Below are 25886 nucleotides of genomic sequence, written 5' to 3'. Positions count from 1 at the left end.
ATGTTAGAGCGGATTATTACCGCATTGGTTTTGGTTGCTGTGGTTTTAAGTTGTATGTTTGCAACGCAATCACATTACCCAATGCTTGTGCTAATGATTGTTGCTGCTGGGGTTGCAGGGTATGAGTGGTTTAAGCTTATGCCAAGAAGCTCTACAAATGTAATTAAGCCAATAGCTTGGGGCTTTGGTATTGTTACTGCTGCACTATCTACTCTTGCTCTCTATTACAGTGAAATTGCACTGTTGCTATGGATAGCATCAATTTTTATTTGGGTACTAAGTATTCATTGGGTGAAGTCTTATCCTGAATATGATGGTTGGTACAATGCAAGCCTTAAACTGATTGGTTTTGTATTAATTTCTGCTGCAATCACCGCAATTTTCTCTGTATGGGATAGTTCACCTTGGTGGCTTATGTACCTATTCTTATTGGTATGGGGTGCCGATAGTGGAGCGTATTTTGTTGGGCGTAAATTAGGAAAGCGTAAACTTGCACCACATGTAAGTCCAAATAAATCTATTGAAGGATTATTGGGTGGTGTATTTGTTTCAATGGCTATTATTGTGGTTGTTGAAGCAATTTACCTTGATTTAACGATTGCACAACATATTTTATTTTTAATTCTTTCAGTCCTTACTGTTTTTAGTTCGGTATTGGGAGATTTATTAGAATCTATGATTAAACGTCGTGCTGGTATTAAAGATTCAGGTCGTATTTTACCAGGTCATGGTGGTGTATTAGATCGAATTGATTCTTTGCTTGCAGCAGCTCCTGTGTTCGCAGCAGGTATGTATGTTTTAAAACTTATTGGCGTAGATTTATAAATGTCTCAAACTGTTTGTATATTAGGTGTTACAGGTTCAATTGGTCAAAGTACTTTAAAAATACTGCAACAACATCCAGATCAATATTCTGTTTTTGCAGTGACTGCATATAGTCGAATTAATGAGCTTGTAGAAATATGTAAACAGTTTCATCCTAAAATTGCTGTAGTTCCTACGCAAAAAGTAGATGAATTAAGAGAAAAATTAAAAGCTGAAAATTTATCTGATATTGAAATTTTATCTGATGAAGCAGGTTTAATTGCTGTTGCAGAGCATCCATCTGTGGATGTGGTTATGGCTGCAATTGTAGGTGCTGCTGGTTTAATGCCAACTTTGGCTGCTGTAAAGGCGGGTAAGCGAGTATTACTTGCAAATAAAGAAGCTTTGGTGATGTCTGGCGATATCATGATGCAAACAGCACGTGAATCTAATGCTTTGCTTTTACCTGTAGATTCAGAACATAACGCAATTTTTCAAAGCCTACCGCAAAATTACCTACAAACTGAGCGTAATGGGAAACCAAAGCAGGGTGTTTCTCAAATACTCCTTACAGCTTCGGGTGGTCCTTTTTTAAATCACACTCTAGAACAGTTGGCATCTGTTACGCCTGCACAGGCCTGTAAGCACCCTAATTGGTCTATGGGTCAAAAAATATCTGTTGACTCTGCAACTTTAATGAATAAAGGCTTAGAGCTAATTGAAGCTTGTCATCTGTTTGCGATTGAAGAACAATTTGTTACAGTTGTCATTCATCCACAAAGTATTATTCATTCATTAGTTCAATATGTGGATGGTTCAACTTTGGCGCAAATGGGTAATCCTGATATGTGTACGCCTATTGCTCATGCTTTAGCATGGCCTGAGCGTATTCAGACACATGTGCCACCGCTTAACTTATTTGTTAATAATCAGTTGAATTTTCAAGAGCCTGACACCTTGCGTTTTCCTGCACTAAATTTAGCAAGACAAGCGATGAAAGTGGGTGGTCTAGCACCAGCTATTTTAAATGCAGCAAATGAAATTGCGGTTGCTGCATTTTTGGAAAGTAAAATAAAATTTACGGAAATACCTAAAATCGTTGAAAAAACATTGGACAATATTGCAAATGGATCTGCGGATTCAATTGAAACAATTTTACAAATTGATCAACAAGCTCGTATAGTTGCTGAAAAGTTTGTGGTTGGTTATTAAAGGAAGAATAAGATGAGTGCTATTTTTATAATCGTCGCTGCTATTTTATTACTTGGTCCTTTAATTGCGATTCATGAATTTGGTCATTATTTTGTAGCACGAAAATTAGGTGTTAAGGTTCTTGTTTATTCAATTGGTTTTGGTCCAACGCTTTTAAAATGGACTTCAAAAAAATCAGGTATTCAGTATCAGTTGTCGGCATTACCTTTGGGTGGCTACGTCAAAATGTTAGACGAGCGAGAAGGTAATGTTGCAGAAGAAGATTTACCCAAAGCATTTAATCGACAGCATCCTTGGAAGCGCATAGCGATTGTTGCTGCAGGACCATTAATTAATTTAGCTTTTGCTGTGTTTTTATTTTGGATTTTATTCTTACCCTCACAAGAACAGTTGAATACTCGAGTAGGAAGCATTGCTCCAAATTCTCCTGCGGCAACTGTTAAAATGCAAGTGGGCGATAAAATTACAGCGATTGATGGGACAGATGTTACATCATGGGAAAAGTTGAATTTTGCACTTGTGGACCGCGCGGGTGAAACAGGTGTTATTAGTGTTGATGCCGATAGAGCTGGACAAGCACAGAATTTCAAGTTACCTATTCAAGACTTTTTAAAAGATCAAAGCAAATCACCTTTAGATACTTTAGGCTTTACGCCATATCGACCACATATTGCTGCGGTTATTACTAAATTAAGTGATGATGGTGCTGCAATTCGTCAAGGTATGAAAGAAGGCGATAAAATTGTTGCAATTGATCACGTTAAAATGAATGATTGGTTTGATGTTGTACGAGTTGTACAAGCATCTCCTGAAAAGTTACTAAAAATTGATGTATTAAGACAGAATAAACTGGTTCATCTTGAAGTTATGCCTCAGGGTAAACGAGATAATATGGGAAATATTTCTGGTGTCCTTGGTGTACAAAGTGATCCTGGAAAGGTTAAAGTACCTGCTGAATATAAACAAATGATTCAATATTCTCCACTTGAAGCAATGACCATGGCGGTAGATAAGACCGGTCAAATTTCAGGGATGATTTTAAATTCAATTGTTAAAATGTTTCGTGGTTTAATTGGTTTGGATAATTTATCTGGTCCAATCACTATTGCGAAAGTTGCTGGGCAAAGTGCTGAAATGGGGTGGCAAACTTTTATTTCATTTATGGCGCTCATGAGTGTAAGTTTAGGTATATTAAATTTATTACCAATTCCTATGCTTGATGGTGGACATTTAGTTTATTATTTTATAGAACTAATTCGAGGTAAACCAGTTTCTGAACAAATACAAATAGTTGGTTTGAAAATTGGTATGGTATTGCTAGGGAGCATGATGCTCTTGGCGTTATTTAACGACTTTATGCGTTTATAAAAACGTGGATGATATAAATTAACATTGGAAAACACTGGCATGCATCACAAAAACCTTTTTATGCCTTTAGCACTTATCAGTGCGATGGCAGCAGCACAACAAGTATATGCAGCAAATGATTTTGTCGTTAGAGATATAAAAATAGATGGACTTGTTCGCTTAACGCCAGCCAGTGTTTATGGTTTGATTCCTGTAAATAGCGGTGATCGTGTGAATGATGCTGTTCTAGCAGACACGATTCGTTCTTTATATGCATCAGGTTTATTTGATGATATTAAGGTATCAAATGAAAATGATGTGCTGGTTTACAGTGTTGTAGAACGCCCAATTATTTCTAAAGTTGAATTCAAGGGTAACAAGCTTATTCCTAAAGAAGCCCTGCAAGAAGGCTTAAAGAAAATGGGAGTTGCTGAAGGTGAGGTTCTAAAACAATCTGTAATTCAAACGCTTGAATCAGAATTAACTCAGCAATATATGCAACAAGGTCGCTATGAAGCTAGTGTTAAAGTTATTACTACAGCACGTCCAAACAATCGTGTAGATTTAACGGTTGAATTTGTTGAGGGTAAAGCGTCTAAAGTCGTTGATATTAATATTATTGGTAATACTGTTTTTAAAGACGATGATATTAAACAAGTATTTGCTATTAAAGAAAGCGGTTGGAATTCGATTATTACGCGTAATGATCGTTATGCACGTGAAAAAATGGCTGCAAGTTTAGAGTCACTTCGCGCTTTATATTTAAACAAAGGTTACATTAATTTCAATATTAATAACTCTCATTTGAATATTAGTGAAGATAAGAAAAATATTTTTGTTGAAGTGTCTGTGGACGAAGGTGAGCAATTCAAATTTGCTGAAACTAAGTTTTTAGGTGATGCTCTTTTCTCTTCTGATGAATTGAAGGCGCTACAAATTTATAAAGATGGCGACATTTATTCGCAAGAAAAAGTAAATAATGTAAAGCAATTGCTACTGCGTAAATACGGCAATGCTGGTTATTACTATGCAGAAGTAAATGTTGTTCCTGAAATTAATAATGAAACAAAGCAAGTCGGCTTAAATTACTATATCAATCCAGGTCAGAAAGTTACAGTGCGTCGTATTAACTTCGCTGGTAATACTAAAACGGATGATCAAGTACTTCGTCGTGAAATGCGTCAAATGGAAGGCGCATTGGCAAGTAACGAGAAAATTGATTTATCTAAAGTGCGTTTAGAGCGTACGGGTTATTTCAAAACTGTTGATGTAAAACCTGAGCGTGTACCAGGTGCACCTGACCAGATTGATTTAAATGTTGCTGTTGAAGAGCAACACTCAGGTACAAGTACATTGGCTGTTGGTTTCTCACAAAGCGGTGGTATGACCTACCAAGCGGGTTTAAGTCAAACGAACTTCTTTGGTACAGGTAATAGTGTTGCAATTGATTTATCTCGTTCGCAAACACAAGATTACTACAACTTAAGTGTTACTGATCCATACTTCACCATCGATGGTGTTCGTCGTGGATATAACATGTACTACCGTAAAACAAAGTTAGATGATAACTATAACGTTAATAATTACGTTACAGATAGTTTGGGTGGTGGTTTAACATTTGGTTATCCAATTGATGAAAACCAAAGCGTGAGCATGGGTTTAAATATTGATAAGACTGAAGTAACGACTGGTCCTTACGTTTCAACTTATATCCGTGATTATTTATTAGAAAATGGTGGTAAAACAACGAAGTATGGCAATGCTTGCCCTCGAGGTACAGTTGGTTCACCTGTTTGTGAAACGGGTACGGAATTTAAAGGTGATTTTTTAACCTATAACCTGAATTTGGGTTGGTCTTACAATACGCTTAACCGTCCATTATTTCCAACATCAGGTACTTCACATCGTATTAATGCTGAAATTGCAATACCAGGAAGTGATGTTGAATACCAAAAGTTAACTTATGATGCTCAGGTCTTTTTCCCATTAGGTAAAGATTTTGTTATCCGTGGTTATGGTAAGTTAGGTTATGGTAATGATTTGCCATTCTATAAAAACTTCTATGCTGGTGGTTATGGCTCAGTACGCGGATATGATAATAGTACATTAGGCCCTAAATATCCGAGTGTTGACTATGAAAATGGCGGTAGTTATAAGAATGAGGAAGAAGTTGGTGGTAATGCTTTAGTGCAATTTGGTACAGAGCTTGCCTTACCAGTTCCATTTAAGGGAGATTGGGCACGTCAATTTAGACCAGTTGTTTTTGCTGAAGGTGCTCAGGTATTTGATACGCAATGTAATGTACCAAGCTCAGCTGAAGGTAAGCAATATTGTAAAGATAATAATGGCTTTGATATGGGTAATATGCGTTATAGCGTAGGTGTTGGATTTACATGGATTACTATGATTGGTCCATTATCTCTGAGCTATGCATACCCACTAAATGATAAGCCAGGTGATGAAACAAAGAGCATTCAATTTGAAATTGGTCGTACTTTCTAAGTACGGCTAATATTATTATATCAATTTAGGATTTTAAAAAATGAAAAAAGTATTACTAGCATTGGCTTCTGGTTTTGTATTTACAGCAGCACAAGCAGCAGATTACGGTGTGGTTGATGTTGAAAAAGTCGTACAAGGTAGTACTTATTTAAAGCAGCAACAAAGTAGCTTGCAGCAATCAATTAAGTCTCAAACAACTCAAATTGAACAACTTCAAAAAGATTTGGCAGGTATTCAACAAAAAGGTAATACTGCTAAAACTCAAGCTGAAATTGATGCTTTAAAAGGGCAGTTTGAAGCAAAAGCTACTCAATTGAATTCTTTGCAGCAACAAGTTCAGTCTAAAGTTCAATCAACTATGCAAGCAACAAATACAACATTTGAAACGCGTGTAAAAACTGCTGCTGAACAATTACGCAAAGAAAATAAATTGGACTTGGTTTTAAACAAAAATTCAGTACTTGCAGCTGACGCAGGCACTGACTTAACTGATAAAATCATTCAAAAGGTTAATGCAATTAAATAATTTATGAATCATCAATTTTATCGCTTAGATGCTCTTGCACAGCAAGTACAAGCGAAGGTGTTGGGACAGGCTGATCTTAAGTTTAAAGGATTGGCTAGTCTTGAAAATGCAAATGAACATCAGCTTGCGTTTGTAAATGGCGAGAAATACATTAATCAGGCGAAAGAATCAAAAGCTGGTGCCTTAATTGTGACATCAGCATATAAAGATTTGCTTGAGGGTTATCATTCTAATTTTTTAGTTGTAGATAGCCCGTATCTTGCATTTGCAATTTTGACACATGTATTTGAGCGTAAACAAATTGAGCGTGGTATTGAAAATACCGCGCAGATTCATCCTTCCGCAATAATTTCAGATACTGCATATATTGGTCACTATGTTGTGATTGGTGAAAATTGTGTTGTAGGTGATGATTCCATTATTCACTCTCATGTGAAAATTGATGATTTTGTTGAGGTTGGAAAAAACTGTTTTATCGACTCACATGTGACTTTAACGGGCGCATGTAAAATTGGTAATCGTGTTCGTATTCATGCAAATACGGTTGTTGGTGGAGAAGGTTTTGGTTTTGCTCCATATCAAGGAAAGTGGCATCGAATTGTACAATTAGGTTCAGTTGTTGTGGGTGATGATGTACGAATCGGATCAAATTGTAGTATCGATCGTGGTGCTTTAGATGACACTATTTTAGAAAATGGTGTCATTATTGATAACCTTGTGCAAGTTGCTCATAATGTGAAAATTGGAGCAAATACGGCAATTGCTGCAAAATGTGGTATTGCTGGAAGTACAACAATTGGCAAAAACTGTGTGCTTGCAGGTGCGGTTGGTATTGTTGGTCACATTAATATTGCCGATAATGTAACAATCACAGGAATGTCAATGGTGACAAATAATATTTCTAAAGCTGGTAGTTATTCATCGGGTACTGCGCTGATGGAGTCAAATTCCTGGAAAAAGGCTGCAGTTCGCTTTAAACAATTAGCAGATGTGCCATTGACCCAATTGGTCAAACGACTTGATCATATGCAATCACAAATTGAATCCCTTGAATCAACATTTAAATTGCGTAAATAACTATGATGACAGAGTCTAATACTACAACATTCACGATCCCGACATTACCAATGAACATTAATGTAATTCGTGAATATCTTCCACACAGATATCCTTTTTTACTTGTTGATCGTGTAACTGAGGTGACTGAAAATTCGATTGTTGGCTATAAAAATGTCACAATTAATGAAGAATTTTTTCAAGGACATTTCCCTGAATATCCTATTATGCCGGGTGTTCTTATTATTGAAGCATTGGCACAGGTGTCTGGTGTTTTAGGTTTTATCATGAATGATGAGAAACCAAGACCGGGTTCTTTGTTCTTGTTTGCTGGTGCAGAGAAAGTTAGATTTAAGAAACAAGTGGTTGCTGGCGATCAACTTGTATTAAAATCTGAATTAGTGATGCAAAAGCGTGGCATTTACAAGTATCATTGTACTGCTTCAGTTGATGGTGTTGTTGCCGCAGCTGCAGAAATCATAATTTCACACCAAAGAACAGGGCAGGCATGAGTAATAACGAACTTATTCACCCAACGGCTATTATTGACCCATCTGCTGAAATTGCAGCAGATGTGCAAATCGGTCCATATTGTATTATTGGCCCTAAGGTTAGTATTGGCTCAGGCACAAAGTTACACTCACACGTTGTTGTTGGTGGGTATACGCGCATTGGAAAAAATAACGAAATTTTTCAATTTGCAAGTGTTGGGGAAGTTTGCCAAGACTTAAAATATGCTGGCGAAGAAACATGGCTAGAAATTGGTGATCATAACTCGATTCGTGAGCATTGCAGCTTACACCGAGGTACGATACAAGATAATAGCTTAACAAAAGTAGGTAGTTATAACCTACTTATGGTAAATACACACATTGCACATGACTGTTTAGTGGGAGATCATAATATTTTCGCAAATAATGTGGGTGTTGCAGGACATGTGCATATAGGTGATTTTGTTATTATTGGCGGTAACTCTGGTATACATCAATTCTGTAAAATTGATTCTTATAGCATGATTGGTGGTGCATCTTTAATCTTAAAAGATGTTCCTGCTTATGTTATGGTGTCAGGCAATCCTGCGCATGCTTCTGCAATGAATGTTGAAGGTATGCGTCGTAAGGGATGGTCGAAAGAAGTTATTCAAGGGCTTCGTGATGCTTTTAAATTGATTTACAAAGCTGGTTTAACGACAACGGAAGCGGTTGAGAAAATCCGTAATGAAATTTTACCAACGGTTCCTGAGGTTCAGCGTTTTATTGATTCTGTAGAGCAATCTAAGCGTGGTATTGTCCGCTAATAGATGTTTTAAGAAATAAAAAAAAGACACTTTTAGTGTCTTTTTTTATTTCTAAGTCTTATTTTTTAAGAAAACCTGCTTCTTCCGATTTAGGGTAGTTCGTTAAAATTTGGCTTTTATATTTATTGGCTAAAGCGGTGTTTTTATCAACATTAAGTGCAATGCTATGCAGTCGATATAATGCACTTGAAGCTTTTGATGAATTTGGGTATTTATTTGCAACAATTTCAAAATTCTTTTTAGCTTCAATATAATTTGCTGGATCGATTCCTAAATTAAACTCTGCTAACCAAAAATATGCATTACTAATATAAGCACTATTAGGATGGTTCTTGATAAAAGCTTGCATTGGGGCTATGGCTTTTTTCGCACCACCTTGCTTATATGCTTCTAGGGCAACAGTATATGCAGCTTTGTCGGAGCTGGTTGTTGATGTGTTATTGGTGGTTTTAGGTGCTACCGAAGTTTGTACTGTTTTAGGTTGAACTTGAGGAGTAGCTTCTACTTTATTTTGTACTGGGTACAGTATCTTGTTGGTTATCCTCCTCTTTAGCAACAGAGTCTGGGTCAACTTTTTCTTGAAGTAACTCTAAACGCTGATCTAAATCTGTATAGCGATTTTGCAAGTCATGTTTGAGTTGAGCAATTTCATTATCTTGTTCTTCTATCTTTCCGCGTAAGCTGCGTAATTCGTTTTCTAAGCGCTCTGCTTTTTGCATGAGCTGCCAATTAATATTAGTGGGCGTAATAGTAGAGTCATCATTTGGTGAATTTGATACATTAATGGCAGTTGCTGTTGTTGCTGTGTAATTTCCAGCATCTTGGCTCAATCCACGAGATTCAATAGGAATTGCGTAGAGTGGAGCAGAGCAGAGCAATGTTATTGTAAATAGAGTATGCTTTTTTAGCATAATGTAATATCCATTTTAGATTGCAGTATTGATCAATAGGTATGACCAAAGATTTGTTTGATGTAGACATTTAAAACGTCTGAACAGTGAATTGCAATATGCTTTTACAATGTTACTTTATTTTAAGTGTTATTGATTGTAGTGAATAATATTGAAGACAAAGTGTATAAAAAATTATTTTGTTTTATTAATAATCAATTGGATGAATCATTGCTGAAAATTAACCTTGTACGCTTGCAAGTTCATTAAAAATCTCTATACTCTGTCCTTGCAATGGTAGCCCTGCCGGTTACTTCGCAATTGTTCTCTGTGAACCCCGCCAGGACCGGAAGGTAGCAACGGTAACAGAATAATGATGTGCCGAAGTCTTGCTGGTAGGGTTGCCACCAGTTTTATAATAAAAATATTTAAACCTTCCTTTTCTAAATTTTTATCTCTATTTATTCAAAATCATTCGGCTTTCTATTAATTGCTTTTATAATTGCATCCATTTCAAAACCTCGATACATCAAAAAACGTATTTGCTTGGCTTTAATTTTTGGGTCTTTAGTGACTTCAGTTCCGTACTTTTTGACTTTTAGTTCGTAGGCTTGTTGAATCCAGTCTGTTTCTTTGAGTTCATCTGCAATTAATGCCGCATCAATTTTTTTATTTTTCAGTTTCATTTTAATCTGATTTGGGCCTTTCCCCTTACGCTTTTGGCTTGAAAGCATAATTTCAGCAACACGTTGGTCACTTTGGTAGTTTTCTTTAGATAACTCATCGACAAGCTCGAGAACTTCATCTCGATTGTCTGCATATAGCGCGAGTTTTTCGATGAGTTCCGCTTTTGAATATTCCTTACGTGTTAGTACTGCAAAGGCATAAGAACGCAAGCGAGAGCCTGTTAAGCCAGGTTTTTTATCTTCAGTAGTTGTGTGGCTAAAAAGACGCTCTTCAGGATTAAAGGCTAAACCAGAAGGTGCTGATGATATTTGAGCTTGATCCTCCTCATCACCAAATTGTTGTTTTAGCATTTCATAATCGAGAAGTTTATTAAACTTTGCGTCGGACATGACTTTCTCAGTGAAAAATATTTGCGAATAAATACTTAGATATAATAACAAAACGCCCCGAAGGGCGCTCTGTATGAATGCTTAAAGATGATCTAAATGATGGAATTAAGCATCTAAAAGATCAGGTTCTTGCTCATCTGTATCTTCAACAACTGTACCTGTTGTAAGCAGTTGCTCACGAATTAGTTTTTCAATTGTTTCAGCTAAATCTTTATGTTCTTCTAAATAGCGAATGGTGTTGTTTTTACCTTGACCAATTTTATCGCCTTGATATGAATACCAAGCACCTGCTTTTTGAACAATTTCTTGTTGTACAGCAAGATCAATTAATTCACCAAGGTGGTTAACACCTTTACCATAAAGAATTTGGAATAATGCTTCACGGAAAGGAGGAGCCATTTTGTTCTTCACAACTTTAACTTTTGTTTCAGAACCAACAATTTCATCGCCTTCTTTAACTTGACCAACACGACGAATATCAAGACGTACAGACGCGTAGAATTTTAAAGCGTTACCACCTGTTGTTGTTTCTGGGCTACCAAACATCACACCAATTTTCATACGAATTTGGTTAATGAAGATCACCATGCAGTTAGAGCGCTTAGCATTACCTGTAATTTTACGAAGTGCTTGGCTCATTAAACGTGCTTGAAGACCCATGTGAGAGTCACCCATTTCGCCTTCAATTTCTGCACGAGGTGTAAGTGCGGCAACAGAATCGACTACGATCATGTCGATTGCACCAGAGCGAACAAGCATATCTGCAATTTCAAGTGCTTGTTCACCGTTATCTGGTTGAGAAACAAGTAAATTGTCGATATCTACGCCAAGTTTGCGTGCATATTGAGGATCAAGTGCGTGTTCTGCATCGATAAAAGCACATGTGCCACCAGCTTTTTGACATTCAGCAATAGCTTGTAATGTCATGGTTGTTTTACCAGAAGATTCTGGACCGTAGATTTCTACGATACGACCTTTTGGTAAGCCACCAATACCAAGTGCGATATCAAGAGTGAGTGAACCTGTTGAGATTGCTTCTACAGCTTGTACAGTGTTATCACCTAAACGCATAACTGTGTTTTTACCAAATTGTTTTTCAATTTGGCTAAGTGCAGCATTTAGCGCCTTACCTTTATTCTCATCCATCTTATAACCTCAACACGATGTCACTAAATAATATATTCAAGTGGATGTATTTGATTCAATCGATTTCCACATGCCTATAGTGACAGAAAGTTTACTTATGTTCTATTGAAATCATATTGTGTGCGACACAATATGACGCTTCTATCAATCATCATTATAAGACCAAGACTGGTCAAATTGTTGATCATTTTCTTGTTTGAACTTGCTGATATCCCTACGATCTTTTTTGCTTGGGCGGTGATCAGGTCGAGCTAGATTATGCATCTTTCTTTGGGTATTAATCAATTCTCGTCGTGCAATACTGACTTCGGTTTCTTCATAAAGGAGTTGTGCAACGGGTGCAGGACCTCGAACATCAGACAGTGCCTTAACAATCACAGATTTTTTTTCTATGCCTTGCTGAACTGTAAGTTCCATACCTATACGAACTTCACGCGATACTTTCACGCGTTCACCGTTTTGATGAACTTTACCGCCTTCAATTGCATGTTTTGCAATAGAGCGTGTTTTGAAGAAGCGAGCAGCCCAAAGCCATTTATCGACACGCATGCCAACAGCATCTGGTGCTAGGTTCGATTTACGCATATTTTTCACGTTCCTCGGATTGTTCTAAATGTTGAATTAAGTCAGTTAAGTTATTTAACATAGGATATGCAAATTCCGTGCGCGGAGCATTATCGGAAGAGGGTTGCTGTATACTAAAAAGGTTTTGAATACCGAAGTTTTTTGCGCCATTGAGCACTTTTTCAGTGTCATCAATAAAATAACTTGTTTCAGCATCAAAAGGATGTTGTTTGGCGAGTATTTGCCAAAATTCAACAAATTCTTTGGCGTGACCAATTGTTTCAGAACTAACAATTACATCGAAATATTCTGCTAAATGCGTTTTTTCTAATTTAAATTTTAAGCCTGCGCTATCTGCATTAGTCGCTAACCAAATTGGATAATTGTTATCTTTTAAATAGTTGAGGAGCTTTAAACAACCTTCACGTTTTTTGACTTTATCTTTATATTCAATTTGCATAGCCAAAACATCTACTCCAACTTTTGCTGTCCAAAAGCGTGAAGAGTACCAATTTAGCGTATGATTATGTTCTTGGTAAAATTCAAAAAGTGTATTTTTACTTTGTTCTATTGTGCATTGATGCATTTCTGCATAACGAATGGGTAATAGGTGATTCCAAATAAAATCATCATAAGCAAGGTCGAGTAAAGTTCCGTCCATGTCGAAAATGATTGTTGGTTTTTTAGAGTGATTTGACATATTTAAAGGTAATCTATGTTTAAGCCTACAACAGCGCCGCAAGATAGTTTGACTTTACAGCTTGTTCCCATTCTGACACAAGCATGTGAAATTTTGCGAGAAGAATATCAACAATATTGCTCAGGTTCGGCTTTTGATATAGAGAAAAAACAAGACAATACACCTGTAACGCAGGCAGACTATCGAGTGAATCATTTTTTGACATTAGTTTTGGCGGAAATATCTAGATTACCTTTGCTTTCGGAAGAAGGTGATCATTTAACTCGACAAAATTGGCAAAAATTTTGGATGTTAGACCCTTTAGATGGAACCAAGGAGTTTTTGCATAAGCGACCTGAATTTACCATTAATTTAAGTTTAGTTGATGGAGAAAATACAAGTTTTGCCGTTCTTGCGATTCCTTGTGAGCGAACTTTGTATATTGCACCTGAAAGTGGTTTTCCTCTTAAATATGAAATAGAAACACGACAATGGTCAATTTATTCAAAGAAGGGTGACGATACAATTATTAAAATTGGTTTAAGTCAAAGTAGTCAAAAAAAACCAAAATATGAGCAATATTTACAAGCAATATCTGAATTAACAGCCTATTCGGAATTTAAGGCGGGAAGTGCTTATAAGTTTTGTATGATGCTTGAAGATCAAATTGATATTTATCCAAGATTCCATCCTACATGTGAATGGGATACGAGTGCAGGGCAATGTCTGCTTGAACGTATTGGTGGTGGCTTGGTTGACTTTAAAGGTCGTGCATTTTTATATAATCAAAGAGAAACATTGTTAAATGATGGTTTCATCGCATATAAGAATGAAGATATGAAAAAATTGGCATTTCAAGCAGTAGAACTTATGGCTAGTAAGCATTGAGCAAATATTGCTTCGTGATATAGTGGGGTAAATCCTTTCAATGTTTTTATTATGGCATTAGATCTTCTTCCAGCAAGTATGTTAAAGGCAATTGATTTATTGCCTGATACAAAAGTGCCTGTAACATTATTTACGCGTCATTCAATTCGTGAAGAAGTGGCTGGTAAAGGCTTGGCTGGATATGACTTACAACTCACGAATCAAGGTCGAGATCTTGCGGAAGCATGGGGTGGGTATTTAATTAAAAATACAGATCGCTCAATAAAACATTGTATATCTAGCCCAATTCAACGATGTATTGACACGGCAGCACTGATGATTCAGGGAGCTGATGATATCGGTGAGACGCTGCATACACATAATATTGAAATTATTGAACAGGGATTGTTGGTAGAGCCTGGAAGTTTTGTACTTGATATTAAGCAAGCAGGTCCATATTTCAAAGAGCAGGGCGCATTAGGTTTTATTAATAGCTTTGTAAACAATGCATTACCAGGTATGAAAAAACCCATTCATGGTGCGGTAGATGTACTTGAGCTTATTTATAATACGCATCCTGAGCAAAAAAATGGATTAAGTTTGGCTGTGAGTCACGACACGATTTTGGCGGCAATTTTAGCTGTAATTTCGGGTCGTTCAGTCATTACCAAAGAAGATTGGCCAAAAATGATGGAAGGTTTATTTGTTTGGTTTGAAGGAGATGTATTTTTAGAATCTCAGCTAAAATGGATTTGGCGTGGTGAAATACATCAGCTTGATATACGTGATTTTGAAAAAAACAATGGTTTGGTTGGTTAAAATTTTAAAAAGCGAGTTATTCAAAAAAGCCAGTTATTTAAAGAGTAACTGGCTTTTTTAATATCATATTTTTGCTTTTAATCGATTTTCAAATTTCAATAAATTAATCGTAAAGCCATCATCATTTAAAGGCCAGACATAGGTATTTACAGGGATACTTTGTTGATGGATTCGATTGTATTTGTCTGCGGCAATTAGCGTTGCAATATCATGTTCTGGAATGGTGTAGGCGTGTACAACATCTTTAGGGTATTTTGTGCGTGAATAGAATTCTTCTTCAGATTCACCTTCATGTAGGGCAAATATCCGTTCAATGGCAGGTAAGTAAACACCGTAACCTAACCATGAGTCGACACCTTGGGAGGCTTGAATTTCAGCAGTGCCTTTCATATTAGAAATGACTTTACCAATGATGTCGGTTTCACCTTTTGAATTGAAGTATTCAATATACTGATTTTCTGTTTCTTGAAATTTGTCGAGTGTTGGTAGAAATTTATTAATCATTATGTTGCCCCAAATTAAGAAAATTTGCTTATATGGAATGTAACGACTAAAAAATAATACCATACTTTTTTTATGGGATTATTATTCTCTGAATTGGTAATTTGAATAAAAAATGGAATGAGTATTGTTTACTTTTAATAAAGTACGGGCATAAAAAAAGCCCTAAAAGGGCTTTTTTTATTTTATGGATTTAAGACTTCTTTAAACATTGGTGTTAGAAGTTTATTTCCATACTCACTGAGATGGTCACCATCTCGATAGATTGGGAGCCCTTTGTGTTCAGAAATACATTGACCTGATTTACATAAAATTTTTGCGGGATCTAATACATTAGCTCCGCATTTTTGTGCGACATTATTTATAATTTCTCTAGTTTTACTAGATCTAGTTAGATAATCTTGGTATGGGTATAAAATTGGTTGATTCACGTCCCATAATAGATTGAGAGCCATTCTTTTGGGAACATTAAGGGGGATTTCTGGAACTGGTTGTACTATATATATTGGATTAGTTCTAGATATAGTACAAATTGTCGTTGAGAGGCTTTTATTGAAAGCATCATAGGCTTCTTTTCTAGATAGGGGATATTTATCTTCTAAGAAAATATTTGGGTTGTTGGGGTATTCAATGCGTTCAGGGTCATTTTGACCTTCGATATATGCATTTGATCTCCAGATTAGAACAATAGGTGTATTTTGATATTTTAATGACTGTATTAGGTGTAAGCGACTTTTATTTATTTGATAACAATCATCATTATGATCTAAATCTTTAATGTTGATATCGAGTAAAAAAGGGCAGCTTGAAGTTGTTATTGAAATTATGCCTTGAGTTTTAGTATTGAATATGGATGAAACAGATGTGGTTAGTGAATTTGCATGGCTATCACCTATTATAATAGCTTTAATATTATTTTTATTCCCAATGATACATTCTTCAACGCTACGATCTCGGAGTGAGGAATCGCATTTATATGGGTTGTTGTTTTCACCTTCTTTCAATATCTTAATTACTTGTTGGGGATAGTGGGTTTTAAAGCCATCAAATTCTTTAATTATATATCCACAAATTACAATAATTAAAAACATATAAAAAGGTTTAACTTTGAAGATATCTTTCCAAGATGAATATCTTAGGAAATTAATTTTTTCAATAAATTGATAACTTAGGAACCCAAGTAAAAGAGATAATGGGATACCATAAATCCACCAATTTTCAAACGCAAAGTAAAAACCTAAAACTACAAGTGGCCAATGCCAAACATAAATAGAATAAGACCATTTACCAATATGGTTTGAAATAGGGTTGTTTATTAGGAAGTTATTTTGATAGTTAGCAACGACTATTAAATATGCACCTAATACTGGTATTAGTGCCATGTATCCTGGCCAAGGCGTATCTTTTGAAATTAAGAAATATGAGGCAATAATTAAGACTATACCTAAGCACTGAGTAACTCTTTGATGTGACTTATTCTTTAGTGACCAGGGATAGAGGAATGCTAAACCACCAAGTAACATTTCCCATGCACGGCTTGTAAGTAAAAAGTAAGCTGTTTTGCTGTCTTTATAAGTTGCATAAATACAGTATATAAAACTTGCCAAGAACAAGCCTAAAACTACACGCTTCAAGTTACTAAAACTTAGATACTTTTTAAGCGTAATAATGATGATTGGGAAAAAAATATAGAATTGCCATTCAACAGATAAAGACCAGGTATGAAGAAGCCATTTAGTATGTTCTGCAGTATCAAAGTACCCACCACCTTTTGCGAATAGTAGATTCGAAATAAATAGAGAGCTTTTTTCAACTTGACGTCCTAAATCACGGTAATCAGTTGGTAGTAGGTAAAACCAACCGAATACAAGTAACACTGCAGACATGGCTGCAAGTACGGGAATAATTCGGTTTGCTCTAGCATTGTAGAAGTTGAATAAATTAAAAGTATTTTTTTCTACACCACTGAAAATAATGGAGGTCATTAAAAAGCCAGAAATGACAAAGAAAACATCAACTCCAGCGAATCCACCAGGTAGCCATTGTGGATTAAAATGAAATAAGACAACAGCGAGAACGGCTATTGCTCTTAATCCGTTAATATCTTCACGAAACCCCATTTAAATTAAGCCTTTATATATATTAAAAGTAAAAAATGGCTAATATTAACGTAAGTCTTATGTGTTTGGTAGGTATTATGACTTAAAAATAAAAGGCATAAAAAAAGCCCTAAAAGGGCTTTTTTTACTGCAACAAATTAGTTAGCTAATGCTTTAACTTGTGCGTTTAAACGGCTCTTATGACGAGCAGCTTTGTTTTTATGGATGATACCTTTGTCAGCCATACGGTCGATCACAGGTACAGCAGTTTTGTACGCTTCTGATGCAACAGCATAGTCGCCAGCAGCAATAGCAGCTACTGTACGTTTGATGTAAGTACGAACCATAGAACGCAAGCTTGCGTTGTGTTTACGTGCTTTAACGTTTTGACGAGCACGTTTTTTAGCTTGAGCAGAGTTTGCCACTCGTGCACTCCTTGAATTAGATTGGTCTGGGCGGGCTGAAATTGCATCTGAAAACCATCTCCAGAAGAATGATCACCAGCCCGTAAACAAGTGCCATATTTTGATTAAATAATGCAGTTAAGTCAAGTCTTGACTTGGTTTGACTACATTTTAGATGCATAAAAAAGACGAATAAAGCGTTATATTATGGAATATTAAAGGAGTTTGCTTTTAAAATGATCAACTCAATAAAAAGTGCCATCGTCATAGGTGCAACAGGTTTGGTGGGAAAGCGGTTGCTCAATTTGCTAAATGAATCGCAACATTGTGACAAAATTACAGCAATTGTTCGAAATGAAAATGAAGAGCTAAAAAAATTAAAAAAAGTGCATCAAATTGTAATGAATGATTTCTTTTTGCTCAATTCATCGGATGTTCAAGAATATACGCATGCATTTAGTTGTTTAGGGACAACGATAAAAAAAGCAGGTTCTAAAGAAAATTTCTTTCATATTGATTATGAGCTGAATGTACATTTTGCACATCTATTTCAAAATACGAAAACACACTATGTGTTGGTGAGTGCGTTGGGTGCAAATGCCCAATCTAAATTTTTTTATAATCAAGTTAAAGGTCAGCTAGAACAATATATTCAGGGTCTACAACTTTCAAAGGTTTCTATTATTCAGCCTTCATTATTGTTGGGTCATAGAGATGAACAGCGAACTTTGGAAGATTTGACTCAAAAATTATATTTAAAGTTCTCGCATTTGGTGCCATCGACTTTTAAATATAAGCCAGTGACATCTGATCAGGTGGCTTATACTATGGTCGAGGCTGCACTTTATCAAACTGAACAATTTAAAATTTATGATAATTTAACAATACATAAAACTAAATAGAGGGATTACGCTGTGTCGAATGTGCCATTTGTAACTTGTGATTTATTGGATGATCATCCAGATTTAGATATTCAAGTTTTGATTCCATCATTAGATGGTAAGTTTCTTAATAGTTATGGTGCACGTAAAACATTTGGTGGTGAGGTGGTTACTGTCAAATGTTTTGGTGATAATTCTCGTGTAAAAGAGTTACTCGCAACAGACGGTACAGGAAAGGTTTTGGTTGTAGATGGTGGAGCATCTATGCGCTGTGCTTTAATGGGAGATATGATTGCAGAGTCTGCTGTTCAAAATCATTGGAATGGCGTGATTATTTACGGTTGTGTGCGAGATGTAGATGCGATTGCTCAACTTGATTTAGGTGTGCATGCTTTGGCTGCTATTCCACAAAAAAGTACGCGCAAAGGCGTGGGTGAAGTAGATATTGAAATTTCACTTGGTAACGTGCGCTTTAATTCAGGTGATTATGTTTATGCAGACAATAATGGAGTTATTGTCTCTAAAACTAAACTAGTTGACCTTTAATAAATAAGTTGGGTGAAATCTACACTTAAAAATAAAATAAAGCGTGAAAATGGCGAACTATAAGTGTTCGCCATTTTTACATGTAATTAGAAATAGCGAAAATACATGAGCAGTACTAAGATATAGTGCTAAGAGTTGTATGAAATTTGATTTGAAATGCTAAATAAAATTGTAGATTTTTTTAAAAGTGATAAAGAAACACCCGAACAGATTTTTTTAAAAGAAAATCATATTGAATATAATGTAGAGCAGGGTTTTATTATTGATAGCATTGTTGTTAATGAGTGGTCGGAACGTTTAGAGTATTTATCGAATCGTAGAGTAAAAAAATTTGATGATTTAAAAGCCCTTTATGATGCGGGTATGATTATTAATGAAAAAATTGATTTAGAAATTACATCGCAAAGATTTGTTGCTCGTTTAGGAAATACAAAAGAAAACTTGCTTGAACTTAAACAGGTGGTAAAGCTACTTAATGAATATTATCGAAATTTTTTAAGAGATAAAAAATAAAATATATAAGAAAATGGGCTTGTAGAAATATAAGCCTTTTTTATTGAGTCTTGAATATAAAAATTCATCTAAACTAAAAAAGCATCGTGTTAAGATACGACCACGTTGTTTAACTTTAAAAGTCAGATAAATGTTCCAACAAGAAATAGCTCAACTCAATTTGCCACGCCTTAAAACAGGTGAAAAACGCTGGATAGGTAATTTACAAGGTTCTGCAGCTGCACTACTTTTTAAAGAAATCAGCAAGCAAAATAAGCAACTATTTATTCTTGTGGCACGTAATAATCAGCATTTGGGGCAACTTGAAAGTGAGCTTGAATTCTATGGCATAAAGCCGACTATTTTCCCTGATTGGGAAATTTTGCCTTATGACCGATTATCTCCACATCAAGATATTGTGTCTGAGCGTTTATCTATTTTATCGAATATGCCAACGCAAGGTATTTTACTTATTTCAGCTACAACTTTAGCGCAACGTGTTGCACCAACCACATGGGTTTTAGGTGAGCATTTTGATATTAAGATTGGGCAAAAATTTGATTTAGAAAAACAAAAAATAAGATTGATTCAGGCTGGCTATCATCTTGTAGATACCGTATATGATCATGGTGAGTTTGCTGTACGTGGCAGTATTATGGATATTTATGCTTCGGGGCAAAATGCACCTATTCGTATAGATTTATTTGACGATGAAATTGAAAGCTTAAAATTTTTCGATCCAGAAACACAGCGTACAACAGAAGCATTAAAAGAATTTGTGGTTTTGCCTGCAAAAGAGTTTCCACTTAAAGAGGGACGATCTATCTTTAGAGATCGTTATGCCGAGGTTTTTCCATCGGCAAATCCTAAGCGGAATCCGATTTATCAAGATGCATTAGAGGGCATTGCATCCCCAGGCTTGGAATATTATTTCCCATTGTTTTTTGAACAAAAGGACATGGAAAGCCAAAGTACCTTGCTATCTTACTTACCAAAGAATGGCATTGTCATTACAGATTCACATTTAGATGATGAGTTAACTAACTATTGGAAAGATATTGTTCGTCGTTATGAAGATCGTCGTCACAATGTTGATCAACCCATTTTGCCTCCCGAATATTTATTTTTACAGCCAAATCAGGTGCTAGAGCAAATAAATAGTTTTGGTCGTATTGTTGTATCGGCAGAAGTGTTTGATGAAAAAGCAGGTGTTACCAATTTAAATACGGAAATTCCACCTCGTTTACCTGTAGATCCGAAGCAAGAACAACCATTTGCTGCTGTAAAAAAATATGTAGATGACTCGACTTATCCTGTTTTAATTGTCGCTGAAAGTGCAGGTCGACGAGAAACGTTAAAAGATGCATTACGCACATCTTTAGGTGATATTCCAAATGTCGATACTTTTGAGCAATTTCAGATATCGGCACAGTCTATTGCAATTACAAGTGCACCTTTAGACCGAGGTTTGGTACTTTCAGGAAAACTTAGTGTTATTTCTGAAAATCAATTATATGAGCATCGAGTTGTTCAGCGTCGTCGTAAACGTCAGCAAGAAGTTTCCGAAGAGTTTTTGGTTAGAAGTTTAACTGAGCTGAGTATTGGCGCACCTGTGGTTCATATTGATTATGGCGTAGGGCGTTATGCAGGTTTAATTACTTTAAGTATTGATGATCAAGATCATGAGTTTTTACAGCTCGATTATGCCGATGCTGCAAAAGTTTATGTGCCTGTGACCAATTTGCATTTAATTAGTCGTTATAGCGGTGGTGATCCAGATCTTGCACCTTTGCATAAGCTAGGTACAGATGCATGGTCTAAGGCTAAACGAAAAGCTTTAGAGCAAATACATGATGTTGCTGCAGAACTTTTGCATATTCAGGCACGTCGTCAGGCTAAGCCAGGTTTTGGTTTTGAGCGTGATGAGAAATTGTATATGCAATTTGCTTCAGGCTTTGCTTATGAAGAAACTTTAGATCAAGCGAATGCAATTGAAGCGACACTTTATGATATGCAGCTTGCAAAACCTATGGATCGGCTGGTTTGTGGTGATGTTGGCTTTGGTAAAACGGAAGTGGCAATGCGTGCTGCTTTTATGGCTGTACAAAATAATAAGCAAGTTGCAGTACTTGTTCCGACAACTTTACTTGCACAGCAACACTATGAATCGTTTAAAGATCGTTTTGCAGATTGGCCTGTACGTATAGAAGTGCTTTCTCGTTTTGGTTCTACAAAAACACATAACAAAACCATTGAAGATTTAGCCGATGGTAAAGTGGATATTGTGATTGGAACGCACAAAATTCTTCAAGAAAACATTCAGTTTAAAAACTTAGGTTTAATGATTGTTGATGAAGAACATCGCTTTGGTGTGCGTGATAAAGAACGTATTAAAGCCATGCGTGCTGATGTCGATATGCTGACATTAACGGCAACACCTATTCCACGTACGCTGAATATGGCATTTAGTGGTATGCGTGATTTATCTATTATTGCAACGCCACCTGCACGTCGATTGGCTGTAAAAACTTTTGTACAAGAACATACAGATGACGCAGTTAAAGAGGCAATATTGCGTGAATTATTACGTGGTGGTCAGGTGTATTTCTTACATAATGAAGTAGATACGATTGAACGAACAGCAGAAAACATTCGTAATTTAGTTCCTGAGGCACGTGTTGCGGTTGCACATGGCCAAATGCGAGAACGTGAGCTTGAACAGGTTATGCAGCAGTTCTATCACAAAGAATATAATGTATTGATTTGTTCAACAATTATTGAAACAGGTATTGATGTTCCAAGTGCGAATACTATTTTAATTGAACGTGCAGATAAACTTGGTTTGGCTCAGTTACACCAATTGCGTGGACGTGTAGGGCGTTCGCATCATCAAGCTTATGCCTATTTGCTAGTTCCATCTATTAAAGGCTTGAAAGGCGATGCAGAGAAGCGTTTGGATGCTATTCAGCGTGCGTCTACTTTGGGTGCAGGTTTCATGCTTGCAACAGAAGACTTGGAAATTCGCGGAGCAGGTGAGTTACTTGGTGAACAGCAAAGTGGTTCGATGCAAGCCATTGGTTATAGTTTGTATATGGAAATGCTTGAAAAGGCGACTAAAGCCATTCAAAAAGGTAAAACGCCAAATTTTGATGCACCATTATCATTAACTGCTGAAATTAATTTACATATGCCTGCATTAATTCCTGATGATTATCTAGGAGATGTACATCAGCGTTTATTATTTTACAAACGCATTAGCAATACGGATACACAAGAAAAACTTGATAATATTCGAATGGAGTTGATAGACCGATTTGGTATTCCGCCGCAATCGGTTAAGCAATTATTTGCTGTTCATCAAATACGTTTAAAAGCAGAAACTTTGGGAATTACCAAAGTTGATATTGGTGAGAATGGAGGACATATTGAATTCTCTCCAGATACGCCAGTACAAGCCATGAGTATTATTCAAATGATGCAGAAGCAGCCGACTTATTATCGTATGGATGGTGGTCAGAGATTGAAAATTACGGTAATGCTTCAAGATCACACAAAGCGTTTACAGTTTATAAACGATGTGTTGAATCATTTGATCAATGAATTAAAAGCATCGTAAAGCGAGGAAATGAAAGCTGCCATCGGTCATAAATTTATATTATTTTTTAATAGGTACTTGTATTCCTAGGAATAAAATATTAAAAATGAATGTATGACCGAGTTCAAAACAAATGAGCAGTTATTTGTAGTGAAACACGTTATATAGAATATTCACACCCTTTGGGATGTGATAGTATTAGCCATCATTCTAATTTGCATCATTAATAAAGATATGTTTAGTTTGCATCCACAACTTGCTCAAGACACTTTTTTTGTCGGCGACTTTCCGTTATCAACATGTCGTTTAATGAATGATATGCAATTTCCTTGGCTTATTTTGATTCCACGTGTGCCAGGAATAACAGAGTTGTATGAACTTAGTCAGGCAGATCAAGAACAATTTTTACGTGAATCTAGCTGGTTATCAAGTCAATTATCACGCGTATTTCGTGCGGATAAAATGAATGTTGCTGCACTTGGGAATATGGTTCCTCAGTTGCATTTTCATCATGTTGTTCGTTACCAAAACGATGTGGCTTGGCCTAAACCTGTTTGGGGTTCTCAAGCAGTTCCATATAGCAATGAAGTACTTGCGCATATGCGTCAAACTTTAATGCTTGCTCTACGTGGTCAAGGTGAAATGCCATTTGACTGGAGAATGGACTGATTGACTTAGTTAAGCCACGAGGGGGTTTCGTGGCTTTAATCCTTGGGGAGAAAGGATTTGTCATTAGACACTTTGATGGATAGAGATCCAAAGCAATTTGAATACCTACATAGAGTTGTAGGGTATAGTAGTCTTGCATTAATTCTTATTGTTTATTATTTCACTTATCCCGATACGACCTATCAACTCTATATTCCATTATTTCTTATCATTTTCCTTATTTTTACGCCTAAGTTAAGCCAGTGGCTTGAATATAAATATAATGGTGTGCGTGCAAGAAGAAACATCTTTTTTCTTATTGATATTGCAATTGTTGCCGTTACGCTTTCAGCGATTCAACTCAATATTGTTTTGACTTTTTTAACATTGGTCTCGCTGCTGTATACGGTAATTAATGTTAAAGTTCCATTCATTATTATTGCTGTGTCTGGGCTTTTTGGCATAGTTATATTTTATTTTTCGAATATATTTTTATTTGGTTTTGGTCCATATTTTCAACAAACTAGTGTTGAGCTAACTGTTCTTGCATTTTTATGCGTGATTGGTTTTTTTGGTATGGGTTCAATTTATCAAATTCGCCGTGTAAAAATGGCAACAGCAAAACAAGAATATTATTACTCTCAAATGCACCGTTATATGGAATTTGCTAATCAGTTAAGTCGTTATGCGCCTTTACAGTTGTGGCAATCTATTATGAAAGGTGAGTCTGAGGCAAAAATTGAATATAAGCGTAAGAAAATGACAATTTTCTTTTCTGATATTCAAGGATTTACCGAGCTATCAGAGACACTTATTCCTGATGATTTGGCATTTGTTTTAAATGATTATTTGAGTCATATGACCGAAATTGCTAAGCATTATGAAGCAACAGTAGATAAGTTTATGGGTGATGCCATTCTTATTTTCTTTGGCGACCCAAATTCTCAAGGCCCAGAGCAAGATGCCAAGATATGTGTAGAAATGGCAATTGCGATGCGTCAGCAAATGAAGCTGTTACGCGAACGTTGGATTAAAATGGGTTATCCTGCGTTACATATTCGCATGGGAATTAGTACGGGTTATTGTCACGTTGGTAATTATGGTGCTGCATACCGTATGGCGTATACCATTGTTGGGCGTGATGCAAACTTGGCGGCTCGTTTGCAAAGTGCAGCCGAAGTTGATGAAATTTTGGTATCAGAAAGTACATATAATTTAGTGAAAAGTAGCTATTTATGTGCACCAAGAGCGCCGATTTCATTAAAAGGGATACAAGAGCCTGTTCCAACATGGCAGGTAATGGAAAAGTATAAGTCAGATGTAACCGAATATCAGCAGTGGTTTGATTATGAATATAAAGGTTTTCATTTGTTGCTAAACTTTGATGAAGTGCAAAACTTTGAATATTCAAAACTCATTGATGTATTAGAGAAAATGATTAAGCGTATTCAAACTCAACAAGCTTTAACGAACTCGCAAGGTATTGTTAAACTTCGTTTATCTGATGAAGTTATAGTTGAAGACTAATATTTATTTTTATTAGATTAAAAAAACCATGCTTTTGCATGGTTTTTTTTGAAATATGAATTAGTGATTTTCAGAAGCATGGTTAATCGTGTACTTCGGAATTTCAACTTCTAAGTCTTCATCAACAACTTTAACTTGGCAAGAGAGGCGAGAATCTGGTTCTAACCCCCAAGCACGATCAAGTAAGTCTGCTTCAACATCATTCATTTCTTCTAAGCCATCGAAGCCTTTACGTACAACAACGTGGCAAGTTGTACATGCAGCTGACATATCGCAAGCATGTTCAATTTTGATACCATTTTTGAGTAAGCTTTCGCAAAGGTTAGCGTTTTCTTCAACTTCAAACTCAGCACCTTCGGGGCAAATTACCGCATGTGGAAGAACTTTAATACGTGGCATATTCTTTAC

At 36.1% G+C, this 25886-nt stretch carries 24 protein-coding genes, 1 other RNA gene and 1 pseudogene; 17 read left to right on the top strand and 9 right to left on the bottom strand.

Translation table 11 applies throughout. The features are described from left to right. Genes AC5YC8_RS08435 through lpxA form a run of 8 tightly spaced genes read left to right on the top strand, consistent with a single transcriptional unit; the run spans position 1 to position 8744 of the window. Positions 1-825 (top strand): phosphatidate cytidylyltransferase, encoded by an 825-nt coding sequence (locus tag AC5YC8_RS08435; RefSeq protein WP_496118428.1) that lies wholly within the window; start codon positions 1-3, stop codon positions 823-825. After that, complete coding sequence (gene ispC, locus AC5YC8_RS08430; RefSeq protein WP_496164201.1) at positions 826-2016, top strand: 1-deoxy-D-xylulose-5-phosphate reductoisomerase; 1191 nt, start codon at positions 826-828, stop codon at positions 2014-2016. Between the two features lie 12 nt (positions 2017-2028). Then, positions 2029-3384, top strand: coding sequence for an RIP metalloprotease RseP (gene rseP, locus AC5YC8_RS08425; protein WP_496118432.1), 1356 nt, complete (start codon positions 2029-2031; stop codon positions 3382-3384). A 39-nt stretch (positions 3385-3423) separates the two neighbouring features. Next, positions 3424-5865, top strand: coding sequence for an outer membrane protein assembly factor BamA (gene bamA / locus AC5YC8_RS08420; protein ID WP_496164200.1), 2442 nt, complete (start codon positions 3424-3426; stop codon positions 5863-5865). Positions 5866-5905: 40 nt separating this feature from the next. Further along, on the top strand, positions 5906-6391 hold the full coding sequence (locus AC5YC8_RS08415) for an OmpH/Skp family outer membrane protein (protein ID WP_496164199.1): 486 nt from the start codon (positions 5906-5908) through the stop codon (positions 6389-6391). Positions 6392-6394: 3 nt separating this feature from the next. Then, positions 6395-7468, top strand: a complete 1074-nt coding sequence (gene lpxD / locus AC5YC8_RS08410; RefSeq protein ID WP_496118436.1) for a UDP-3-O-(3-hydroxymyristoyl)glucosamine N-acyltransferase — start codon at positions 6395-6397, stop codon at positions 7466-7468. Positions 7469-7473: 5 nt separating this feature from the next. After that, positions 7474-7959, top strand: coding sequence for a 3-hydroxyacyl-ACP dehydratase FabZ (gene fabZ / locus AC5YC8_RS08405; protein WP_496118550.1), 486 nt, complete (start codon positions 7474-7476; stop codon positions 7957-7959). Further along, positions 7956-8744, top strand: a complete 789-nt coding sequence (gene lpxA, locus AC5YC8_RS08400) for an acyl-ACP--UDP-N-acetylglucosamine O-acyltransferase (protein ID WP_496164198.1) — start codon at positions 7956-7958, stop codon at positions 8742-8744. The genes fabZ and lpxA overlap by 4 nt, the downstream gene beginning before the upstream one ends. Positions 8745-8802: 58 nt before the next feature. On the opposite strand, the pseudogene AC5YC8_RS08395 reads toward lpxA, so the two are convergent. Beyond that, a pseudogene (locus AC5YC8_RS08395) lies at positions 8803-9658 on the bottom strand (YbgF trimerization domain-containing protein). Positions 9659-9938: 280 nt separating this feature from the next. On the opposite strand from AC5YC8_RS08395, the gene ffs reads away from it, so the two are divergent. Beyond that, an RNA gene (ffs, locus tag AC5YC8_RS08390) (signal recognition particle sRNA small type) lies at positions 9939-10035 on the top strand. Between the two features lie 60 nt (positions 10036-10095). Here ffs and AC5YC8_RS08385 read toward each other — a convergent pair. From AC5YC8_RS08385 to AC5YC8_RS08370, 4 genes are all read right to left on the bottom strand, one after another. Beyond that, positions 10096-10710: a regulatory protein RecX gene (locus tag AC5YC8_RS08385; RefSeq protein WP_496164197.1), complete on the bottom strand. Its 615-nt coding sequence runs from the start codon at positions 10708-10710 to the stop codon at positions 10096-10098. Positions 10711-10815: 105 nt separating this feature from the next. Then, entirely contained in the window at positions 10816-11856 is a 1041-nt protein-coding gene (recA, locus tag AC5YC8_RS08380; RefSeq protein WP_496118441.1) for a recombinase RecA, read from the bottom strand. Positions 11857-12000: 144 nt separating this feature from the next. Beyond that, positions 12001-12441 (bottom strand): RNA-binding S4 domain-containing protein, encoded by a 441-nt coding sequence (locus tag AC5YC8_RS08375; protein WP_496118443.1) that lies wholly within the window; start codon positions 12439-12441, stop codon positions 12001-12003. Beyond that, on the bottom strand, positions 12434-13120 hold the full coding sequence (locus AC5YC8_RS08370) for an HAD-IA family hydrolase (RefSeq protein WP_496164196.1): 687 nt from the start codon (positions 13118-13120) through the stop codon (positions 12434-12436). The genes AC5YC8_RS08375 and AC5YC8_RS08370 overlap by 8 nt, the downstream gene beginning before the upstream one ends. A gap of 15 nt (positions 13121-13135) precedes the next feature. Between AC5YC8_RS08370 and AC5YC8_RS08365 the strand changes: the two genes are divergently transcribed. Together AC5YC8_RS08365 and AC5YC8_RS08360 are read left to right on the top strand one after the other, a co-directional pair. After that, complete coding sequence (locus tag AC5YC8_RS08365; RefSeq protein WP_496164195.1) at positions 13136-13987, top strand: 3'(2'),5'-bisphosphate nucleotidase CysQ family protein; 852 nt, start codon at positions 13136-13138, stop codon at positions 13985-13987. Between the two features lie 51 nt (positions 13988-14038). Further along, entirely contained in the window at positions 14039-14785 is a 747-nt protein-coding gene (locus AC5YC8_RS08360; RefSeq protein ID WP_496164194.1) for a histidine phosphatase family protein, read from the top strand. Positions 14786-14848: 63 nt separating this feature from the next. Here AC5YC8_RS08360 and AC5YC8_RS08355 read toward each other — a convergent pair whose 3' ends face one another. From AC5YC8_RS08355 to rpsT, 3 genes are all read right to left on the bottom strand, one after another. Next, positions 14849-15289 carry a hypothetical protein gene (locus AC5YC8_RS08355; RefSeq protein WP_496118450.1) on the bottom strand — a complete coding sequence of 147 codons (441 nt, stop codon included), beginning with the start codon at positions 15287-15289 and terminating at the stop codon, positions 14849-14851. Between the two features lie 182 nt (positions 15290-15471). After that, positions 15472-17406 carry an acyltransferase family protein gene (locus tag AC5YC8_RS08350; RefSeq protein WP_496164193.1) on the bottom strand — a complete coding sequence of 645 codons (1935 nt, stop codon included), beginning with the start codon at positions 17404-17406 and terminating at the stop codon, positions 15472-15474. 137 nt (positions 17407-17543) lie between these two features. Continuing rightward, positions 17544-17810 carry a 30S ribosomal protein S20 gene (gene rpsT / locus AC5YC8_RS08345; protein WP_004696602.1) on the bottom strand — a complete coding sequence of 89 codons (267 nt, stop codon included), beginning with the start codon at positions 17808-17810 and terminating at the stop codon, positions 17544-17546. 215 nt (positions 17811-18025) lie between these two features. On the opposite strand from rpsT, the gene AC5YC8_RS08340 reads away from it, so the two are divergent. From AC5YC8_RS08340 to AC5YC8_RS08315, 6 genes are all read left to right on the top strand, one after another. Continuing rightward, a complete protein-coding gene (locus AC5YC8_RS08340; RefSeq protein ID WP_496164192.1) occupies positions 18026-18691 on the top strand; it encodes an NAD(P)H-binding protein in 666 nt (221 codons plus the stop codon). 12 nt (positions 18692-18703) lie between these two features. After that, a complete protein-coding gene (rraA, locus tag AC5YC8_RS08335; RefSeq protein WP_496164191.1) occupies positions 18704-19216 on the top strand; it encodes a ribonuclease E activity regulator RraA in 513 nt (170 codons plus the stop codon). 156 nt (positions 19217-19372) lie between these two features. Then, positions 19373-19729: a hypothetical protein gene (locus AC5YC8_RS08330; protein ID WP_496164190.1), complete on the top strand. Its 357-nt coding sequence runs from the start codon at positions 19373-19375 to the stop codon at positions 19727-19729. A gap of 130 nt (positions 19730-19859) precedes the next feature. Continuing rightward, positions 19860-23324: a transcription-repair coupling factor gene (gene mfd, locus AC5YC8_RS08325; protein WP_496164189.1), complete on the top strand. Its 3465-nt coding sequence runs from the start codon at positions 19860-19862 to the stop codon at positions 23322-23324. 213 nt (positions 23325-23537) lie between these two features. Beyond that, on the top strand, positions 23538-23972 hold the full coding sequence (locus AC5YC8_RS08320) for an HIT domain-containing protein (RefSeq protein ID WP_496118460.1): 435 nt from the start codon (positions 23538-23540) through the stop codon (positions 23970-23972). Between the two features lie 57 nt (positions 23973-24029). Next, positions 24030-25478 carry an adenylate/guanylate cyclase domain-containing protein gene (locus AC5YC8_RS08315; RefSeq protein ID WP_496118462.1) on the top strand — a complete coding sequence of 483 codons (1449 nt, stop codon included), beginning with the start codon at positions 24030-24032 and terminating at the stop codon, positions 25476-25478. 60 nt (positions 25479-25538) lie between these two features. Here AC5YC8_RS08315 and fdx read toward each other — a convergent pair whose 3' ends face one another. Beyond that, positions 25539-25877 carry an ISC system 2Fe-2S type ferredoxin gene (gene fdx, locus AC5YC8_RS08310; RefSeq protein WP_496118464.1) on the bottom strand — a complete coding sequence of 113 codons (339 nt, stop codon included), beginning with the start codon at positions 25875-25877 and terminating at the stop codon, positions 25539-25541. Positions 25878-25886 lie beyond the last annotated feature (9 nt).

This window comes from Acinetobacter sp. FY731, assembly GCF_059515905.1.
Note: the sequence above shows the minus strand (reverse complement) of the source record. Positions and strands in the feature narration are given on the sequence as shown.

Coding starts and splice junctions, on each gene's coding strand:
- AC5YC8_RS08435 (WP_496118428.1), top strand. CDS start 1: ATGTTAGAGCGGATTATTACCGCATTGGTTTTGGTTGCTGTGGTTTTA.
- ispC (WP_496164201.1), top strand. CDS start 826: ATGTCTCAAACTGTTTGTATATTAGGTGTTACAGGTTCAATTGGTCAA.
- rseP (WP_496118432.1), top strand. CDS start 2,029: ATGAGTGCTATTTTTATAATCGTCGCTGCTATTTTATTACTTGGTCCT.
- bamA (WP_496164200.1), top strand. CDS start 3,424: ATGCATCACAAAAACCTTTTTATGCCTTTAGCACTTATCAGTGCGATG.
- AC5YC8_RS08415 (WP_496164199.1), top strand. CDS start 5,906: ATGAAAAAAGTATTACTAGCATTGGCTTCTGGTTTTGTATTTACAGCA.
- lpxD (WP_496118436.1), top strand. CDS start 6,395: ATGAATCATCAATTTTATCGCTTAGATGCTCTTGCACAGCAAGTACAA.
- fabZ (WP_496118550.1), top strand. CDS start 7,474: ATGACAGAGTCTAATACTACAACATTCACGATCCCGACATTACCAATG.
- lpxA (WP_496164198.1), top strand. CDS start 7,956: ATGAGTAATAACGAACTTATTCACCCAACGGCTATTATTGACCCATCT.
- AC5YC8_RS08385 (WP_496164197.1), bottom strand. CDS start 10,710: ATGTCCGACGCAAAGTTTAATAAACTTCTCGATTATGAAATGCTAAAA.
- recA (WP_496118441.1), bottom strand. CDS start 11,856: ATGGATGAGAATAAAGGTAAGGCGCTAAATGCTGCACTTAGCCAAATT.
- AC5YC8_RS08375 (WP_496118443.1), bottom strand. CDS start 12,441: ATGCGTAAATCGAACCTAGCACCAGATGCTGTTGGCATGCGTGTCGAT.
- AC5YC8_RS08370 (WP_496164196.1), bottom strand. CDS start 13,120: ATGTCAAATCACTCTAAAAAACCAACAATCATTTTCGACATGGACGGA.
- AC5YC8_RS08365 (WP_496164195.1), top strand. CDS start 13,136: ATGTTTAAGCCTACAACAGCGCCGCAAGATAGTTTGACTTTACAGCTT.
- AC5YC8_RS08360 (WP_496164194.1), top strand. CDS start 14,039: ATGGCATTAGATCTTCTTCCAGCAAGTATGTTAAAGGCAATTGATTTA.
- AC5YC8_RS08355 (WP_496118450.1), bottom strand. CDS start 15,289: ATGATTAATAAATTTCTACCAACACTCGACAAATTTCAAGAAACAGAA.
- AC5YC8_RS08350 (WP_496164193.1), bottom strand. CDS start 17,406: ATGGGGTTTCGTGAAGATATTAACGGATTAAGAGCAATAGCCGTTCTC.
- AC5YC8_RS08340 (WP_496164192.1), top strand. CDS start 18,026: ATGATCAACTCAATAAAAAGTGCCATCGTCATAGGTGCAACAGGTTTG.
- AC5YC8_RS08330 (WP_496164190.1), top strand. CDS start 19,373: ATGCTAAATAAAATTGTAGATTTTTTTAAAAGTGATAAAGAAACACCC.
- mfd (WP_496164189.1), top strand. CDS start 19,860: ATGTTCCAACAAGAAATAGCTCAACTCAATTTGCCACGCCTTAAAACA.
- AC5YC8_RS08320 (WP_496118460.1), top strand. CDS start 23,538: ATGTTTAGTTTGCATCCACAACTTGCTCAAGACACTTTTTTTGTCGGC.
- fdx (WP_496118464.1), bottom strand. CDS start 25,877: ATGCCACGTATTAAAGTTCTTCCACATGCGGTAATTTGCCCCGAAGGT.